The following is a 16769-nucleotide window of genomic DNA, read 5'->3' as shown; positions in this document are numbered from 1 at the left end:
CTATGCAATTTGTGTCGTATAACTGATTTCACGTCGCGCAGGCGTAAGCACACGGACAGGCGTACCGCTTATCCAGGCTCGAATGTTTTCGACCGACTCGCCATAGTAGAGGCGATAAGACTCATCGGTTACGTAACCAATATGCGAGGTCGCAATCACATTGTCCAGAGACCGGAAAGGATGCTCTGCCGGCAACGGCTCCTGATCGAAGACATCGAGCGCGGCGCACGCAATCCGCTTCTCGCGCAGGGCATCGATCAGGGCTTGCTCGTTGACGATCGGTCCGCGCGCAGTGTTCACCAGCAGGGCGTGCCGCTGCATCATGCGCAGCTCCCTCGCGCCGATCAGATCGCGTGTCCGGTCCGATAGCCGCACGTGAACCGAAAGGATGTCGCTTTCGGCGAGCAATGCTTCCTTCGACACGTAGAGCGCGCCACACTTTGCGGCTGACTCTTGCGTCATATTCTGGCTCCATGCGATCGCGCGCATCCCGAAAGCCTGGGCTACCCGTGCGGTCGCGCCACCGGTGTAGCCGAGGCCCAGCAGTCCGATGGTCTTGCCATGCAGGTCGCTGCCCACCGAGACTTGCCAGCCTCCTCTTCTGAACGACGCGACTTCGCGTGGAATGTGCCGCGTCGCCGCAAGAATGAGCGCCCACGCAAGTTCCGCCGCCGCAGTAGGTGAGGATGCGGTTCCGCACACCGTGATGCCGAGGTCCTGGGCCGCTTCGATATCGATGGCTGCGTTCCAGGGCCCCGTGCTCGCCAGCAACTTCAGATTCGGCAACCTCGACAGGACGCTGCGCGTGAACCAGGTGCGCTCGCGCATCACGCAGAGGATGTCGTAGGGTTGCAGACGTTCGATCAGATCGTTCTCGTCACTGATCGTGTCCGTGAAGACGGTGATGTCGGCGTGTTCACGCAAGCTGTCCCAGTCTCCGAACCGAAGCGCGGTGTTCTGGAAGTCATCGAGAATGGCAATGTTGTGCATGTGTGGGTCTTTTCCTGTCGAAACGATTCGGGCCGCGACGACCACCGTCCTGTCCACCAGTGCGGTTCATGCCCGCGCTTGCGTATGACGTCTGAAGCCGAGCAGCATGACGAGAATGCCCGCCACGAGTATCGCCGTCATCACGTAAAGGCCGCTGACGAGCGTTCCCGTCGCGGTCTTGAGCCATCCGATGACGAACGGACTGCAAAAGCCGCTGAGCAAGCCGATGCAATTGACGAAAGCGATGCTCGTCGCCGCCGCCGGAGAGCCGTTCAGATAATCCGCCGCGAGCGACCAGATGAGCACGTTGGTGGCGAAGATGCCGACGCAGGCGACCGTCAACAGCGCAACGGTCAAAGCGGGAGAGTTCGTCGGATGCGATACGAGCAACAAGGCGGCGGCGCCTATGAAACCCGCGATGGCCGCATGCCAGCGGCGCTCGAGCATCCGGTCCGAGCTTCGGCTGATCGCGACCATGCCGATCGCGCCCATGCCGTACGGTATGACGGAAAGCCATCCGAGCACGGAGAGATTTGAAACGCCCGAGTCTTTCAAGACAGTCGGAAGCCAGAACGTCACCGAATAGGTTCCGCAGACGAAGGCGAAGTCGATGAACGCGAGCATGTAGACCTTGGGGTCCGAAAGCGCCTCCGCCAGTTTCGCGTGTCCCTGATGCCCGGCTCTGCGTTTTCGCTCCGTCTCGACTTCGAAACCCTGACGCAGCACGCTCTTCTCCGCTTCAGTGAGCCACCGCGCCTTGTCGATGTTGTCGTCCAGCAGAAACAAGGTGACCAGACCGAGCACGACCGCCGGCAACGCTTCGACGATATAAAGCCATTGCCATCCGGCGAGATTGGCGACATGGGCAAGACTCGTCATCGCCCATCCCGACACCGGGCCGCCGACGAGACCCGCGACCGGAAAGCCCACCATGAAGCACGCAATGATCACGCCGCGCCTTCGCTCCGGAAACCATGAGCTCAGGTAGAAGATCACGCCGGGGAAGAAGCCCGCCTCGAAGACGCCCAAGAGCAAACGAACGATATAAAACTGCGTGACGTTCGTCACGAACGCGGAGCACGCCCCGACGATTCCCCAGCAGATCATGATGCGCGCGATGGTTCGCTTCGCGCCCATGCGCCTGAGCAGCATGGCGCTCGGTACCTCCAGCAGGCAATACGACAGAAAGAAGATGCCGGCACCCAGGCCATACACGCTGTCGCTGAAGCCGAGCGCATCCTGCATCTGAAGCTTCGCGTAGCCGACATTGATGCGGTCCAGGAACGCGACGACATAGCACACGAAAAGCAAGGGCACGATGCGAAGCGTGACTCGCAGGTAGAGCGCTCGCTCATGCGCGCTCGTCATCGAGCCGGACTGCGGAGATTCGGCTGACGCCGCATCGGAATCTAGAACGGACTGGTTCACTCGCTGTCTCCACGTTTTACGGCCTGGGCCAATGTGATCGACTTACTCCTGCTCCATCCCTGCATGCTTCGACGGTCCCGGCAATCAGGCCAGTCTAGGGAACATCGATGCGCGACGAAATTGAAAAGTACCGATCAGGTGAGACGCCGCGGTTATATCGGTGATAACCAGTAAGCGGCGATCTTCAACGCATCGCGTGATCGGTTGCATGGCGGCTTCATCTCTGAGACGATTTGCACAGCGCGGCATCACGATGAAATCGCAAGACCGCTTCGATCTTTCGCGCGCACATCGATCAGGAGACCGACTTGAAAAGCAGCACACCGAACGACCGGCCGCGTAACGCATTCAACTTCGTCCTGATCCACGGCGCCTGGCACGGCGGCTGGGTCTGGCGATTCGTAGCGGATGAACTCATCGCGCGCGGCCATCGCGTCATGGCGCCGACCATGACCGGACTCGGCGAGCGCCGCCATTTGCTTGCGTCGGCAACGTCGCTCGATGTGAACATCGCCGATATCGTCAACGTCATCGAAGCCGAGGAACTGAACGATGTCGTGCTCGTCGGCCACAGTTACGGCGGTCTCGTCGCGTCGGGCGTCGCCGACCGTGTTCCACGCGCGCTGCGTACCATCGTATTCCTCGACAGCCTGCTCGTGGAAAGCGGACGATGCGCGTTCGATGTCCTGCCTGCGACCGTCGTCGACGAGCGCATGGAATCGGTCAGAGCGAGCGGCCAGTCCCTCGCGATGCCCGTCAGCGGCCTGAAGGGGACCGGCATTCCGGACGATCATCCGCGTGCCGGCTGGGTCCATCGGCGACTCACGCCGCATCCGCTTGCGACCTACACCACGCCGCTCCTGCTCGAACATCCGCTCGGCAATGCACTGCCTTGCACTTATGTGCATTGCGCGAATCCCTCGTACGACACGCTGGCGCCCGTGCGCGAACATGTTCGCTCGCATCATCCGGACTGGGGCTGGGAGAGCATCGACACCGGCCACGACGCGATGGTGCTCGCGCCCGGCCTGCTTGTCGATCTGCTCGAACGGCTCGCAGCGGCAGTCTAGCCCGTTTCGCACCAGCGGGCTCATGCGGCGATCGCTTCCCGATGCACGAAGGTCTTCGGCAATCCCGCGCGGGCGATCGCGCCCGTGAACGGCTCGCCCGGCAGCCATGCGGCGATCGTCTCGCGAATCGCCAGCAGCCTGCCGATATCGATGCCCGTGCGCAGCCCTTGCGCGTCGAGCATGAACACCGTGTCCTCGGTATTGATGTTGCCCGTTGCGTTGGGCGCGAACGGGCAGCCGCCGAGCCCGCCGAGCGATGCATCGAATGCGCGCACGCCCGCATCGAGCGCGGCCATGACGTTGGCCAGGCCCAGACCGCGCGTATCGTGGAAGTGGCAGGCCACGGGCACTTGCCCCGTGAGCGCCAGGACCCGCCGCATCAGCGCATGCACCTGTGAGGGATTGGCGTAGCCCACCGTGTCGGCGATGGTGATCTCCTGCGCGCCGGCTTCCATGAGTGTTTCGACGAGCCCGAGCACGATGCTTTCTTCGACCTTGCCCGCGATCGTGCAGCCGAACGCGGTCGCCACGCCCGCGCCGAGCACGACGTCGCGGTCCAGTTCGTCGCGCGCCGCCGCAATGCGCACGAAGTCCTCCACCGACTCCGCCGTGCTGCGCCGCACGTTCTTCAGGTTGTGCTCGTTGCTCGCGGAGAGCACGTAATGCACCTTGCTCAGGCCTACGTCGAATGCGCGCTGCGCGCCCTTCAGGTTCGGCACCAGCGCCGCGGCATGCAGGCCGTCGATGGCAAGCGCCCCTGCCGCGACCTCGGCCGCGTCCGCAAATTGCGGCACGACTTTGGGCGGCACGAACGACGTCACTTCGATATCCGTCACGCCCGCGTCGACGAGGCGCGCGCACCATTCGAGCTTCTGCCCGCTCGTGAGGATGGTTCGCACCATCTGCAGGCCGTCGCGCAAGCCGACTTCGCGTATCTGCACGTCTCTATCGTTCATGGTCCCTCCGGTTCAGATCGTCGCGTCCGCGACGGCGTCGCTGCCTTCATCCGCATGACCGGCGCCGGCCGCGCGGCCCGAGGTCGACGGCGCGAGCACCACGGCGGCGATGGCGCCGAGCACCATCAGCAGCGCGATCGCGCCGAGGCCGCCCGCCATGCTGTTGGTCATGGTCTTGATCCCGCCGATGATCATCGGGCTGACGAAGCCGCCGAGCAGGCCCACGCAATTGATCACCGCGACGCCGCCCGCCGCGCCGCTGCCGCGGATGTAATCGGTCGAGATCGCCCAGATCAGCGGGTTCGGTGCGAGGATGCCCGCCGTCGCCACCGACAGCGCCGCCAGCGACAGCGCGAGATTGCCCGTCGTGAATCCCGCGACGACCAGGCCGGCCGCGCCGCACACCATCGCGACGGCGCAATGCCAGCGCCGCTCCATCGTGCGGTCCGAATGACGGTTCAGCGCGATGAGCGCGATCCAGCTCACGAAATACGGGATCGCCGAATAGCAGCCGATCTGCAACGCGCCCGACACGCCCGCGCTCTTGATGAGCGTCGGCAGCCAGAAACCGATCGCAAACACGCCCGCGATCTGCGTGAACCACACGAAGCCCATCACGTAGACGCGAAAGTCCTTCAGCGCGCGGCCGAAGGTGTGCTCCGCGTGCTTCGTCGAGACGCTCGAACTCCTGCGGATGTCGTCGAGCACGACGGCCTTCTCGCTCTCGGTGAGCCACTTCGCCTGCTGCGGGCCGTCATCGAGAAAGAAGAACGCGATCACGCCGAGCACGCTCGCGGGCAAGCCCTGCACGATGAACATCCACTGCCAGCCGTGCAGGCCGAAGTAGCCGTCGAAGTAGGTCATCAGCGCGCCCGACAACGGCCCGCCGAACAGACCCGCGATGCCCGTCGCACAGGTGAAGATGGCGATCACCTTGGCGCGCCGCTCGACCGGATACCAGCGCGTGAGATAGAAGATCACGCCGGGATACAGCCCCGCCTCCGCGAGCCCGAGAAAGAAGCGCACGGTGTAGAGATGCGACGGCAGCGTGACGAACGCCGTGCCCGCCGCGATCAAGCCCCACAGGATCATGATGCGCGAGAAGGTGCGCTTCACGCCGATACGCGCGAGCAGCAGATTGCTGGGCACTTCCATCAGCACGTAGCCGAGAAAGAAGATGCCCGCGCCGATGCTGTAGGTGAGATCGCTGAAGCCCACGTCGTGCTTCATGTCGAGCTGCGCGATGCCGATGTTGATGCGGTCGAGAAACGCGAACACGTAGCACAGGAACAGGAACGGGATGAGCCTGCGCGTGATCTTGCTGTAGGTCGCTTCGGCCTTTGGTCGGTCGAAGCTGCCGATGTCGGGTGTCATGTCTGTCTCCTCCGGTGAGTCCGGAATTTGGTTAGGCCGTGCTGTTATGGTCTAGCGGCCTTTGAACCGGGGCGCGCGCTTCTCGTTGTAGGCGCTGATGCCTTCGAGGCGATCCTCGGTCGGAATCAGCCGGTTGTACGCTTCGATTTCCAGATACAGCCCGGTGCGCAGATCGCCCTGCATGCCGAGGTCGATCGCCTTCTTCGCCTGCGCGACCGACAGCGGCGCACTGGTGCAGATGTCGCGCGCCGCGTCGATGGCGTCGGCCAGGACCCGCCCCGGCTCGCACAGCCGGTTGACGACGCCCCATGCCAGCGCTTCCTGCGCCGTGAACTTCGCGCCGCGCAGGATCAGCTCCTTCGCCCGCCGCGCGCCGATGGTGCGCGGCAGTTGCTGCGTGCCGCCGCCGCCCGGCATGATGCCGCGTTTCACTTCGGTGAAGCCGAATACCGCGTGGCTGGCGGCATAGGCGAAGTCGCAGGCGAGCAGCAGTTCGAGTCCGCCCGCGACCGCCGCGCCGTTGGCCGCGCAGATGACCGGCACCGGACAATAAGTGAGCGCGCGGTTCATGCGCTCGAACAGATAGTGCTGCACGCCGAACTGCTCGTCGGTCATGCCTTCGCGCTGCTTCAGATCCGCGCCGCCGCAGAACGCGCGCTCGCCCGCGCCCGTCAGGATCACGCAGCGATACAGCGCCGGGTCCGCTTCGAGCGCGCCGAATACGCGGATGATTTCTTCGCCCATCTTCGTGCTGATCGCGTTTGAGACTTCCGGGCGATCGAGCTTGACGATGAGGATCTGTTCGTCGATTTCTTCGAGCGTCAGCGTGTCGAGCGCGCCGACCTGTTGCGATGCAAGTTTCAAGATGTCTCCAGTGGCGTCTTCGCCAGCAGATGATTGTGTTCGCCGAGCTTCGGCGTGACGCCGATGTGCGCGGGCCGCGCACCGCCGAACGAGATCGGCACGCCGACGACGGTGGCCGCGCCGTCGTCGGTGGTGCGCAGCAGATCGAGTGCTTTGGTCTGCTCGTGCTCCACGACCTGATCGATGGTCTGGATCGGGCCGCACGGAATGCCGGCTTCGTCGAGCGCATCGAGCCAGTGCGCGATGCCGTGCTTGCGGAACCCGGCATGCAGCAGCTCGATCAGCTCGACGCGATGGCTCACGCGCGCGCCGTTGGTGACGAAGCGCGCGTCGTCCGCGAGCGCGGGGATCGCGAGCACGCTGCACAGGCGGCGGAACAGGCGGTCGTTGCCCGCGGCGACCATGATCGTGCCATCCGCGCATTCGAAGGCCTGATGCGGCACGATCGCGGCCGTCCCCGAGCCCCAGCGCCCCGGCAGCACGCCCGAGGCGAGATAGTCGGCGATCTGGATGCCCGCCCAGCTGATCGCGGTCTCGTACAGCGACACCGACACGACTTCGCCCGCGCCCGTCGCCTGCCGTCTGAAGAGCGCGGCGAGCACGCCGATCGCGGCCCAAAGCCCCGTGCCCATGTCGTTCACCGACACCGGAATGCGCGACAGCGGCTCGCCCGGCTGGCCGAGGAAGCTCATCAGGCCGGACAGCGCCTGCACGAGCGGATCGTAGCCGGGCTTGTCGGAGAGCGGTCCCGCCGTGCCGAACGCGCCGAGATTGCAGTAGACGAGCGACGGCTTCATGCGCAGCATTTCGTCGCCGCCGAGACCGTATTTCTCCGTGCCGCCCGCCTTCAGGTTCTGCAGCACGACATCGGCGCGGCGCGCGATCAGTTCGCGCAACGCCTGCGCCTCATCCGGATTCGACAGCGACATCGCGATACTCTGCTTGCCGTGGTTCACCGCATGAAACAGCGCGGCCGCGCCATCGACGAAAGGCGGACCCCAGTCGCGCGCGTAATCGCCGTGCTCCGCGCTCTCGATCTTGATGACCTCCGCGCCCAGCGAACCGAGGATCATGCCCGCATACGGCGCGGCGAGACTGTGGCCGATCTCGATCACGCACACGCCCGCGAGCGGCAGACTCCTGCTCATGGCTTCGTCCGCGTTCATTGCGCCGCCACTTCGAGCGGTGCGTCGGCGGTTTCCTGCGTCTGGCCGTAGAGACGCAAGGCCGCATCCGCGCTGATGTAGCCATCGGCGATGTCGGCATCGATACGCGTCTGCTCGCGTTCGCACGGATCGCCGTAGCCGCCGCTGCCCGCGGGCTGCACCGTCACGCGATCGCCGCGATACACGACCGTCTGTCCGCCCTTCGCCGCGACCTGGTGCTCGCTGCCGTCCGCGCGCTCGACGACGCACTGGAAGCGCGTGCCGGGCTGTCCGCCGAAATGGCCTTCGGGCGCCGAACGTCCGCGTTCGCCGGAGACGGTGAAGGTGGCTTCGTCATACTCGACGCGATACACGCGCCGCGAGGTCAGCCCGCCGCGCCGGCGGCCCGCGCCGCCGCTGTCGGTGACGAGCGACCATTCCTCGACCATCAGCGGTGAAGTCGCCTCGATCATCTCGATCGACTGGCTGCCCGCGTTGCCCACATACACGCGCACGCCGCTCACGCCGTCCTTGCCCGCACGCGCACCCATGCCGCCCGCGTGGACGTCGTGCATGGTGACGAATTCCTGGCCGGTGCGGGCGATGCGCGCCGCATCGGTGTCGCGTCCGCTGAAAATGCCCGCGCACGACGCGCAGTTGCTTTGTCCGGTGATGCGCTCCGGCACCGCGGGCGCGAGCGCCTTGAGCAGCAGATCGATCACGCGCGGCGAGGTCTCGGTGTTGCCCGACACGACCGACGCCGGATAGCGGCAGTTCAGCACGCTGCCTTCGGGCGCGATGATCGTCACCGGCCGATAGCAGCCCTGGTTGACCGGGATGCCCGGATCGGTCAGCGCCTTCACGGTGAACCAGGTACTGTTGCACGTCACCGAAAGCGGGCAATTGATGCCGCCGCGCGCCTGCGGGCCGCTGCCGGTGTAGTCGAAGGTGATCTGGTCGCCCGTCTTGGTGATCTTCACCTTGAGGAGCGGCCGCTCCTGTTTCCAGCCCGGCGCTTCGATCGGATCGAGATACTCTTGCGCCTCGTAGACGCCGTCGGGAATGCGCGCGATCTCCGCGCGGATCAGTTTCTCCGAGTGATCGAGACTCTGGCTCATCACGTCGCGCAGCGCCTCGGCGCCGTATTTCGCCACCAGTTCGCCGATGCGCCGGTCGCCCACGAACGTGCCCGCGTATTGCGCCTGAATGTCGAGCAGCAGTTCATGCGCGTTGCGGCTGTTGCGCGTGAGCAGGTTGAGCATGTCCTGCACGGGCGCGTCGTTGCGATAGAGAAACACCGGCGGAATGCGGATGCCTTCGGCGAACACGTCCCACGTCGTGACCGTATAGCTGCCCGGCGACTGTCCGCCGATGTCGGTCCAGTGGCCGCGCGTCATCACGAACGCGACGATCTCGCCGTCGACGAACACGGGCCGCGTGAACTGCACGTCCGGCTGATGATTGCCGCCGCCGACGTAGGCGTCGTTGCTGACGATGACGTCGCCCGCGCGCAGGTTCTCGCGCCCGACCGCTTCCACCGACACGCGCGTCGAGATGACGGCCGAGCCGAGCATCGTCGGAATGTCGTTGCCTTGCGCGACGAGCTGCATGTCGGCGTCGAAGATGGCGGCCGACGAATCGCCGCTCGCGTGCATGAGCGGGCTGCCGGCGGTGCGCATCATCGCGATCTTCATTTCACGCGCGACCGCGAAGAGACTGCTGCGGATGATTTCGTAAGTGACGATATCCATGAGTTCAGGCTGCCAGTTCGATGACGAGATTGAGATCGGGATCGACGCGCGCGACATGCGACGCCTTCAGCACGGCGCAACTGCTGTGCTCCTCGATGACCGCCGGCCCTTCGATGGTCGCGCCGACCGGAATCTGCATGCGCGCGAACACCGGCAGCGTGCGCACGCCGCCATCGAAATACACCTCGCGGGTGCGGACCGGCTTCGGCGGTTCGCCGCCAGCGGCGCTCGCGACGCCGCCGCGCCAGCCGGTCGCCGTCACGAGTTGCAGGCGCACGTTGGCGACCACCACCGGCTTGTCCTTGCTGACGAAGTTCCATTGCCGCCGATGCGCGTCCTCGAAGGCTTGCGCGAGCGCTGCGCGGATGCCCTGCGCCTCGCCCTGCACTTCCACGGTGATGACATCGGGCTGTCCTGCGTAGCGGCAATCGGCGAGGCGTACGACTTTCACGCCCTGCGCCTCGACGCCGTGACGCCGCAGCTCGTCCATGCCAAGCGCTGTCAGCTCGTCGAGCGCGGCGTGCAGTGCCGCGTCGTCGATCATCGCGAGATCGCTTTCGAGGGGGCGCTGATAGTCGTATTGCTGATCCGCGACCGTCATGCCGAACGCGCTGAACAGACCCGGCAGCGGCGGGATCACCACGCGGCGGATGCCCATTTCGTGCGCCAGATCGACCGCGTGCACCGGCCCCGCGCCGCCGTAGCAGATGTAGGAGAACTCGCGCGGATCGTAACCGCGCTCGACCGTCATGATGCGGATGGCCTGCGCCATCAGCGCGTTCGCGACCGAGCGCACGACCTGCGCGGCTTCGGGCACCGACACGCCCAGAGGCTTCGCGATCACGTCCTCGACGACGCACCATGCCGCCTGCGCATCGAGCCTGAATTCGCCGCCGAGAAAACTGTCGGGATCGATATAGCCGAGCACCAGATTGCAGTCCGTGACAGTCGGACGCGTGCCGCCGCGTCCATAGCAGGCGGGACCGGGATCGGCGCCCGCGCTCTCCGGTCCGATGCGCACGCCGCCGCCCGCGTCGATCCACACGATCGAGCCGCCGCCCGCGCCCACCGAATCGATGTCGATGCTGGGCGAACGCACGGTATAGGTATGCAGCAGGCTCTTGTTGCGCAGCTCGGGGCGGAAGTCGCGGATCAGCGAGACGTCGAAGGTCGTGCCGCCCATGTCGCCGAGGATCGCGTTCCTGAGTTCGCTCTTCTCGCAGTTGCGGATCGCCGCCGACACGCCGCCCGCCGGCCCCGATTCGAGCAGCACGATGGGTTTGTCCGCGACCATCGCCGGGCTGGCGAGACCGCCGTTCGACTGCATGAAGAGAAACTTGCCCGCGAAACCGTGCTGCGCCAGCGCGCCGATAAGCCGGCCGATGTAGCGCCCGCACACGGGCCCGAGCATCGCGTTGATGACCGTCGAGCTCGCGCGCTCGTATTCCATCGATTCGGGATTGACTTCGTGCGATGCGCAGATGAAATGATTCGGCAACAGGCGGCGCAGCGTATCCACGGCCTCGCGTTCGTGCTGCGGATTCACGTGCGCGTGCAGAAAGCACACGGCGACGGCTTCGATATCCGACGCGCGGATCTGTCCGGCGAGCGCTTCGAGCTGCGCGTGATCGAGCGGCGTTTCGATGCTGCCGTCATGGCGCAGCCGCTCGTTCACTTCGAGCCGCCAGCGCCGCTCGACGAGCGGACGCGGATTGTCGAACAGCAGATCGTAGAGATCGGCGCGATCGTGCCGCGATACGCGCCTGAGTTCCAGGATGTCGCGAAAGCCGCGCGTCGTGACGAGCGCGGTTTTCGCGCCGGTGCCCTCGACGACCATGTTGGTCGCCATCGTCGTGCCGTGGCCGAGAAACGAGACGTCCGCGCTGTCGGTGCCCGACAGTTCGAGGATCTTGCGGAAGCCTTCGATGGTGCCGATGACGCGATCCTTCGGCGTCGTCGGCACTTTGGTCGACCAGATGCGCCCTGTCTCGTCGTCCACCATCACGACATCGGTGAAGGTGCCGCCGACATCGAGTCCGATTCTTTTCAATTTGCCTCTCTCCCTGTGGATGCGTAGATTTCTCGTTCGCTTGCTCACGCCGCGTGTGTTCCGGCATGATCGAGCCGCGCCGCTAGGCGCCGGGCCGTGACGAACATCGACCGAGCCAGTGTAAAGAGGCATCGACGCGGCCAGATAATGAAACCTTCCGATCAGGTGAGACGCTGGAGTTATATCGGTGATAACCAGTATCGATGCGATATTGCGACGACTGCGCGGCAATCACGTCGCGCTTCTGATAGCGCTGGACGACCACGGCTCGCTGCGAAAAGCGGCGCAGCAGGTGTCGCTCTCGCAGCCCGCGACGACCAAGTCGCTGCGCGAAATCGAGGCGATGTTCGGCACGGAGCTTTTCGCCCGTTCGCCGCGCGGTATCGTGCCGAACGAGCTCGGACGCTGTGTCATCCGGCATGCGCGCGCCGTGCGTTCCGAGATCGGCGCGCTGCGCGACGAGCTTGCGGCCATCATGCGCGGCGGTGGCGGCATGCTCGCCATCGGCGCCGTGATGGGCTCGATGCCCGAATGGCTCGCGCCAATCCTGCGCACTTTGCGGGAAGTTCAGCCGGACGTGTCCGTCGAGGTATGGGAGGACAACAGCGCGCGCCTGCTATCGATGCTCGATCAGCGGCTGCTGGATCTCGTGATCGGGCGGCCGAGCATCAGCGTCCATCCGGAAGCTTACGATTTCATTCCGCTCGAGGTGGAGGAAGTGTGTCTGGTGGTGGACGGCGCCGATCCGCTGGCAAGCGTGCAGCGCCTGTCGCTTGCGGAACTGGCCGACAACCCGTGGATCGTGCCGCAGGCCGCCCTGCCGATGCGCTCCCTGCTCGAACAACTCTTCGACGACGCCGAGCTTCCCTTCCCGCGATACGCGATCGAGACGTCTTCGACGTTCGCCACGCTGTCGTTGCTGCGAGCAAGCGCGGGGACGGTCGCACTGATGCCGTTGAAAGTTGCCCAGTACTTTCAGGCGCACGGAATGATGGCGGTGCTGCCGATTCGCATAGAGCGACGCGGTGCGCCCTATGGAATCGCAACGCGTCGCGGGGCTACGGCGACCGCCCCGGTACAGAGATTCATCGAGCTATGCAAGCAGAAGCGGGACGAGCAGCTCGGTTAGGGTGCGCGGCGCGCGACGCGTCAACGCGCGGTAGCGCCGCCGTCGACGGGCAACGCCACGCCGACCACGAAAGACGCCGCATCCGAGCACAGCCACACCACGGCGTTCGCTATTTCCTCCGGTTGCGCCATCCGCCCGAGCGGATTCGCCAGCTTCGCGCGTGCGCTCAGTTCGTCGCCGAAACGCGCGCGCGTGAGCGCCGTTTCCACGAGCCCCGGACACACGGCGTTCACTCGGATGCCCCGCGCCGCGAACTCGATCGCCGCTGCCTTCGTTAGCCCCACGACGCCGTGCTTGGCCGCGCCATACACGCCGTCGGAAGGCACGCCGACGAGCCCGGAACGCGATGCGTTGTTGACGATCGCACCCTTCCCCGCGGTCAGCATGTGATCCAGTTCCGCCTTCATGCAATGCCATACGCCTTCCAGATTCACGGCCATCACGCGATCCCAGTTTTCCTGAGTGGAAACGTGCAGGCTCGCAGCGCGATCCGGCACGCCCGCGTTGTTGAACGCCATGTCGAGCGCGCCGAAGCGCTCGACCGTCGATCGCACCATCGCCTCTACGGACGCGGCGTCCGTCACATCGACTTCGATGAACAGCGCCTGCGCGTCATACCGCGTCTCGATGAGCCTGACCGTCTCCGCGCCGCCCGCCACATCGGCGTCCGCCACGACGACGGCCGCACCGTCGCGGGCGAACGCGAACGCCGTGTCCCGTCCGATGCCCGACGCGCCGCCGGTCACCAGCGCGACCTTTCCAACTCCTTCCCGATTCATGCGCTGTCTCCCCTGGTTGGCTATGCCGCTATCGCAAGGCTGGCGAACAGTGCGATCAGCTCGTCGAACGTTGCCCGCAAGCTCTCCATGAATGAATGCCTCGTCATCATGACCTCGCTCTACCAGCGGACGGGCAACGCTTTCAGCCCGTAGACGAACGACTTGTCCTTGTATTGCAGCGCCTCTTCAGGCACGGCGAGCTGCAGATTCGGGAAGCGTTTGAAGATCGTCTCGAACACGACCTGCAGTTCGAGCCGCGCGAGCGGCTGACCGAGGCATTGATGAATGCCGAAGGAAAACGCGACGTGCGATTGATCCTTGTTGTCGCGATGAATATCGAAGCGCTCCGGATCGGGGAATGCAAGCGGGTCGTGATTCGCGCCATGCAGCAATGCCAGCACGCCTTCGCCCTTTCGAATCAGTTGCCCGCCGATCACGACGTCTTCTGTCGCGACCCGATTCGAGTTCATGTGCGTGATGGAATGAAAACGCAGCATCTCTTCCACGGCTCGCTTGACGAGCGACCCGTCCGCCATCATCGCCGCGCGTTGCCCGGGATGCTGAAAGAAGCTCAGCAGCCCGAGGCCGATCTGATTCGCAGTCGTTTCGTGGCCGGCGAGATAAAGCAAGGTCGCCATCTGCACGGCGTCCGCATGCGACACCTTGCCGGGATTGATCCACTCGATCGCCATCCGGCTCAACAGATCGCTGCCATCGCGCGGATCGCGCTCCTTCTCCAGCAACAGCGCATCGATGTATCGATTCATGTGTTGCGCCGACTCCGTCAGCGCTTCGGGCGAAATCGACAGATCCATCCGGTTGCCGCTCCATTTCTGCAGCTTGTCGTGATCCTCGTAAGGCACGCCGAGCATGATCGAAATGACGAGCGACGGCAGCGGCAACGCGACCGCCTCGATGAAATCGGCGGGCGCGCCGTGACGCTCCATGTCGTCGAGAAGCTGATCGAGTGAACGCTGAACCAGCGGGCGCAACTCCTGCATGCGCTTGGCCATGAACTCCTTCGTCAGCGTGCGGCGATACTGGCCATGCTCGGGCGGGTCCATCGTGATGAAGGTCTGATACGACTTCGACTGCGCCGCCCGCGACGGCGAGACGAACGGAAATCCAGGCGTCAGCGGCGACGCGCTGAAGTGCGGGCTCGTCATCACTTCGCGGAAGTGCTCCATGTCGGTCACGAGCCACGCGAGACTGCCGTCCCACAGGCTCACCTGAACGACAGGCGCCTGCTCGCGCAGCAAAGCGTACTGTCGCGGCGGAACCAGCGGTGCGGCGCCGTCTCGCGGCCACGGAAAGCGCTCCGTGGCGAACGGGCATGTGAGCGTCGTCTCATGCGTCCTCGTCTCATGCGTATTCATGTCTTCCTCGCAGTGTGATGGAAAAGCGCTCGTGCGATCGCGCTCTAGAATCGATGTCTCATGCCGACGCGCAGCACGACCTGATGCGGCGTATTGGATGGCGTGATCGTCAGATAAGACGCCACCGCCGATTGCCCGGTCGAATCCACGCCGGACGCAATCTGATAGTTCGCCATGAAGTAGACGTCGGTGCGTTTGGAGAGGAAGTAATCGACCGACGCATTGAACATGTGGTACTTCGCGCTGTCCTTGCCATTGACCGCGCCGCCCACGAGATAGTCATACGAGCCATTCAGCCAGAGAAACGGCGTGATCGCATAACGCGCGAACACGTTATAGCTGTTGAAGACGGCATTGCCGGTATAGCCTTTCGGATTGGTCAACGCGAGATTGCCCGACGATGGCGAATTCAGATCGCCGAACGTGATGTGCGAATAATCGAATCCGACGATGACGCTCTGCACCGCGTATTGAAACGCTGCGCCCATGACCTGGTAATAGCCCGCCGATGCAAAAGCGCCATACACAGGGTTGGTCTGAACGCCGCTCGTTGCGCCGAGGTTATTGGCGGTGGCCGAACTGTTCGGGTTGTTGCCAAAGAACGAGCGGTTCGGATCGCGGGCCCGCAAATACGCCACCGCCGCGGTGAAAGGGCCGTTCGAATACGATCCGCCAGCGGAATAGATGCTGTTCGTGCCGAACGAGCCCGCGACGCCACCGAAGCTATACAGTCCGCCGAACTTGAATCCGCCATACGTGTTGCTGGTGAACTTGACCGCGTTGTTCACGCGATAGGTATTGCCGAAGTTATTGATGTCGTTGCCGTGCAGCGCGTAGGTGCCGTTGCCGACCGCACCGGTGATCGGCCCGATGTAATCGACTGCCGAATCGTACTGTCGGCCGATCGTCACCGTGCCATACGGCGAAGCGAGTCCGACATACGCCTGTCGGCCGAACAGGTTGCCGCCCTGTGCAAGCGAGCCCGTGCCGATATCGAAGCCGTTCTCCAGCACGAAGATCGCCTGATAGCCGCCGCCGAGATCTTCGGTGCCGCGAAATCCCAGCCGGTTGCCCTGCATGATGCTGCTGCTCATCGCGTACTGAGGGCTGCCCGTGCGTCCGCCGGGCGTGGCGGTTTGCGCATTGTTGGCGAAGTTCAGACCGTAATCGATGATGCCGTAGATCAACACGTTGCATTGCGCCGAAGCCTGCGCCGACACAAACAACACCGCGGCGGCGGCCGGCCATCTCCAATATTTCATTGCTGTCTCCATGTCTCATATCTTCGAGACTTTTGATTGGTTGTACTACATTAGAAATTCGTGATTCGATCCAGCGGATTCATCTCCTTTGCCCTGCTCAGCGACAGCTCAGATCACGCGTGCACAAGGACAGATGCGGCATGCCGGCCACGCTGGCCGGACGAAACCGGTACAGCACGCTCGCGCGCATCACCGGACCGGCCAGAACATCGCACTCCATCGCGCATTCGAAATTCAGTTGCCAATGGTCGCCCGCCGGTTGAACGGCCTTCACGGTCGCGCCGACACGCAATCCCGAACCGGTGGGAACCGGCTTGACGAATTGCAGTTGCTCGATACCGTGAAGCGTCACGTTCAGCGTGTCTTCCAGCATGTAGATCTGCTGCAGCAGCGGAATCAGCATGGCGAGCATGACGCTGCATGGCACGAACGCCTGATCCGCTGCGCCGCTATCGCCCGCCGCGCGATCATCGGTCAGCGATTCGAAGCGCTCGATCGTGGCCTGATCGATCTCGATCCAGTCGCTGTGACCCAGATGAAAACCCAGACAGGCACGGATGCCGTCCACGCCGCTCAGGATGATGGGCACTGGTCT

14 protein-coding genes are annotated in these 16769 nt (G+C 64.3%); 2 read left to right on the top strand and 12 right to left on the bottom strand.

Annotated features, from left to right (window positions below):
- Both AWB74_RS18145 and AWB74_RS18140 read right to left on the bottom strand, forming a co-directional pair.
- Positions 1–990 (bottom strand): D-2-hydroxyacid dehydrogenase family protein, encoded by a 990-nt coding sequence (locus AWB74_RS18145; protein WP_061148122.1) that lies wholly within the window; start codon positions 988–990, stop codon positions 1–3.
- A gap of 66 nt (positions 991–1056) precedes the next feature.
- Positions 1057–2418, bottom strand: a complete 1362-nt coding sequence (locus tag AWB74_RS18140) for an MFS transporter (protein WP_061148121.1) — start codon at positions 2416–2418, stop codon at positions 1057–1059.
- A gap of 308 nt (positions 2419–2726) precedes the next feature.
- On the opposite strand from AWB74_RS18140, the gene AWB74_RS18135 reads away from it, so the two are divergent.
- Entirely contained in the window at positions 2727–3488 is a 762-nt protein-coding gene (locus AWB74_RS18135; RefSeq protein WP_061148120.1) for an alpha/beta fold hydrolase, read from the top strand.
- Between the two features lie 20 nt (positions 3489–3508).
- Here AWB74_RS18135 and AWB74_RS18130 read toward each other — a convergent pair whose 3' ends face one another.
- Genes AWB74_RS18130 through AWB74_RS18105 form a run of 6 tightly spaced genes read right to left on the bottom strand, consistent with a single transcriptional unit; the run spans position 3509 to position 11628 of the window.
- On the bottom strand, positions 3509–4444 hold the full coding sequence (locus AWB74_RS18130; RefSeq protein ID WP_061148119.1) for a hydroxymethylglutaryl-CoA lyase: 936 nt from the start codon (positions 4442–4444) through the stop codon (positions 3509–3511).
- A gap of 12 nt (positions 4445–4456) precedes the next feature.
- Entirely contained in the window at positions 4457–5818 is a 1362-nt protein-coding gene (locus AWB74_RS18125) for an MFS transporter (RefSeq protein ID WP_061148118.1), read from the bottom strand.
- A gap of 51 nt (positions 5819–5869) precedes the next feature.
- A complete protein-coding gene (locus tag AWB74_RS18120) occupies positions 5870–6682 on the bottom strand; it encodes an enoyl-CoA hydratase-related protein (RefSeq protein ID WP_061148117.1) in 813 nt (270 codons plus the stop codon).
- Complete coding sequence (locus tag AWB74_RS18115; protein ID WP_407642450.1) at positions 6679–7830, bottom strand: CaiB/BaiF CoA transferase family protein; 1152 nt, start codon at positions 7828–7830, stop codon at positions 6679–6681. The genes AWB74_RS18120 and AWB74_RS18115 overlap by 4 nt, the downstream gene beginning before the upstream one ends.
- A gap of 14 nt (positions 7831–7844) precedes the next feature.
- Positions 7845–9578, bottom strand: coding sequence for a hydantoinase B/oxoprolinase family protein (locus tag AWB74_RS18110; RefSeq protein ID WP_061148116.1), 1734 nt, complete (start codon positions 9576–9578; stop codon positions 7845–7847).
- A 4-nt stretch (positions 9579–9582) separates the two neighbouring features.
- Positions 9583–11628, bottom strand: a complete 2046-nt coding sequence (locus tag AWB74_RS18105) for a hydantoinase/oxoprolinase family protein (RefSeq protein ID WP_061148115.1) — start codon at positions 11626–11628, stop codon at positions 9583–9585.
- A gap of 187 nt (positions 11629–11815) precedes the next feature.
- On the opposite strand from AWB74_RS18105, the gene AWB74_RS18100 reads away from it, so the two are divergent.
- Positions 11816–12757 carry a LysR family transcriptional regulator gene (locus AWB74_RS18100; RefSeq protein WP_061148114.1) on the top strand — a complete coding sequence of 314 codons (942 nt, stop codon included), beginning with the start codon at positions 11816–11818 and terminating at the stop codon, positions 12755–12757.
- Between the two features lie 20 nt (positions 12758–12777).
- On the opposite strand, the gene AWB74_RS18095 is transcribed toward AWB74_RS18100, so the two are convergent.
- The 4 genes from AWB74_RS18095 to AWB74_RS47335 form a co-directional block, all read right to left on the bottom strand.
- The gene (locus AWB74_RS18095; RefSeq protein ID WP_061148113.1) at positions 12778–13536 is read right to left on the bottom strand and encodes a glucose 1-dehydrogenase; all 759 of its coding nucleotides are present in this window, start codon (positions 13534–13536) and stop codon (positions 12778–12780) included.
- 119 nt (positions 13537–13655) lie between these two features.
- A complete protein-coding gene (locus AWB74_RS18090) occupies positions 13656–14912 on the bottom strand; it encodes a cytochrome P450 (protein ID WP_235024615.1) in 1257 nt (418 codons plus the stop codon).
- Positions 14913–14956: 44 nt separating this feature from the next.
- A complete protein-coding gene (locus tag AWB74_RS18085) occupies positions 14957–16174 on the bottom strand; it encodes a porin (protein WP_061148112.1) in 1218 nt (405 codons plus the stop codon).
- A gap of 97 nt (positions 16175–16271) precedes the next feature.
- The gene (locus AWB74_RS47335) at positions 16272–16763 is read right to left on the bottom strand and encodes a hotdog family protein (protein ID WP_235024614.1); all 492 of its coding nucleotides are present in this window, start codon (positions 16761–16763) and stop codon (positions 16272–16274) included.
- Positions 16764–16769: the final 6 nt, after the last annotated feature.

Source organism: Caballeronia arvi, assembly GCF_001544695.2.
Classification (GTDB): Bacteria; Pseudomonadota; Gammaproteobacteria; order Burkholderiales; family Burkholderiaceae; genus Caballeronia; species Caballeronia arvi.
The sequence above is the reverse complement of the archived record's forward strand: the minus strand, read 5'-3'. Positions and strand labels throughout refer to the sequence as shown.

What these genes read in the sequence shown, in the direction of transcription:
- AWB74_RS18145 (WP_061148122.1), bottom strand. Translation starts at nt 990, where the DNA reads ATGCACAACATTGCCATTCTCGATGACTTCCAGAACACCGCGCTTCGG.
- AWB74_RS18130 (WP_061148119.1), bottom strand. Translation starts at nt 4,444, where the DNA reads ATGAACGATAGAGACGTGCAGATACGCGAAGTCGGCTTGCGCGACGGC.
- AWB74_RS18125 (WP_061148118.1), bottom strand. Translation starts at nt 5,818, where the DNA reads ATGACACCCGACATCGGCAGCTTCGACCGACCAAAGGCCGAAGCGACC.
- AWB74_RS18115 (WP_407642450.1), bottom strand. Translation starts at nt 7,830, where the DNA reads ATGAGCAGGAGTCTGCCGCTCGCGGGCGTGTGCGTGATCGAGATCGGC.
- AWB74_RS18110 (WP_061148116.1), bottom strand. Translation starts at nt 9,578, where the DNA reads ATGGATATCGTCACTTACGAAATCATCCGCAGCAGTCTCTTCGCGGTC.
- AWB74_RS18095 (WP_061148113.1), bottom strand. Translation starts at nt 13,536, where the DNA reads ATGAATCGGGAAGGAGTTGGAAAGGTCGCGCTGGTGACCGGCGGCGCG.
- AWB74_RS18090 (WP_235024615.1), bottom strand. Translation starts at nt 14,912, where the DNA reads ATGAATACGCATGAGACGAGGACGCATGAGACGACGCTCACATGCCCG.
- AWB74_RS18085 (WP_061148112.1), bottom strand. Translation starts at nt 16,174, where the DNA reads ATGAAATATTGGAGATGGCCGGCCGCCGCCGCGGTGTTGTTTGTGTCG.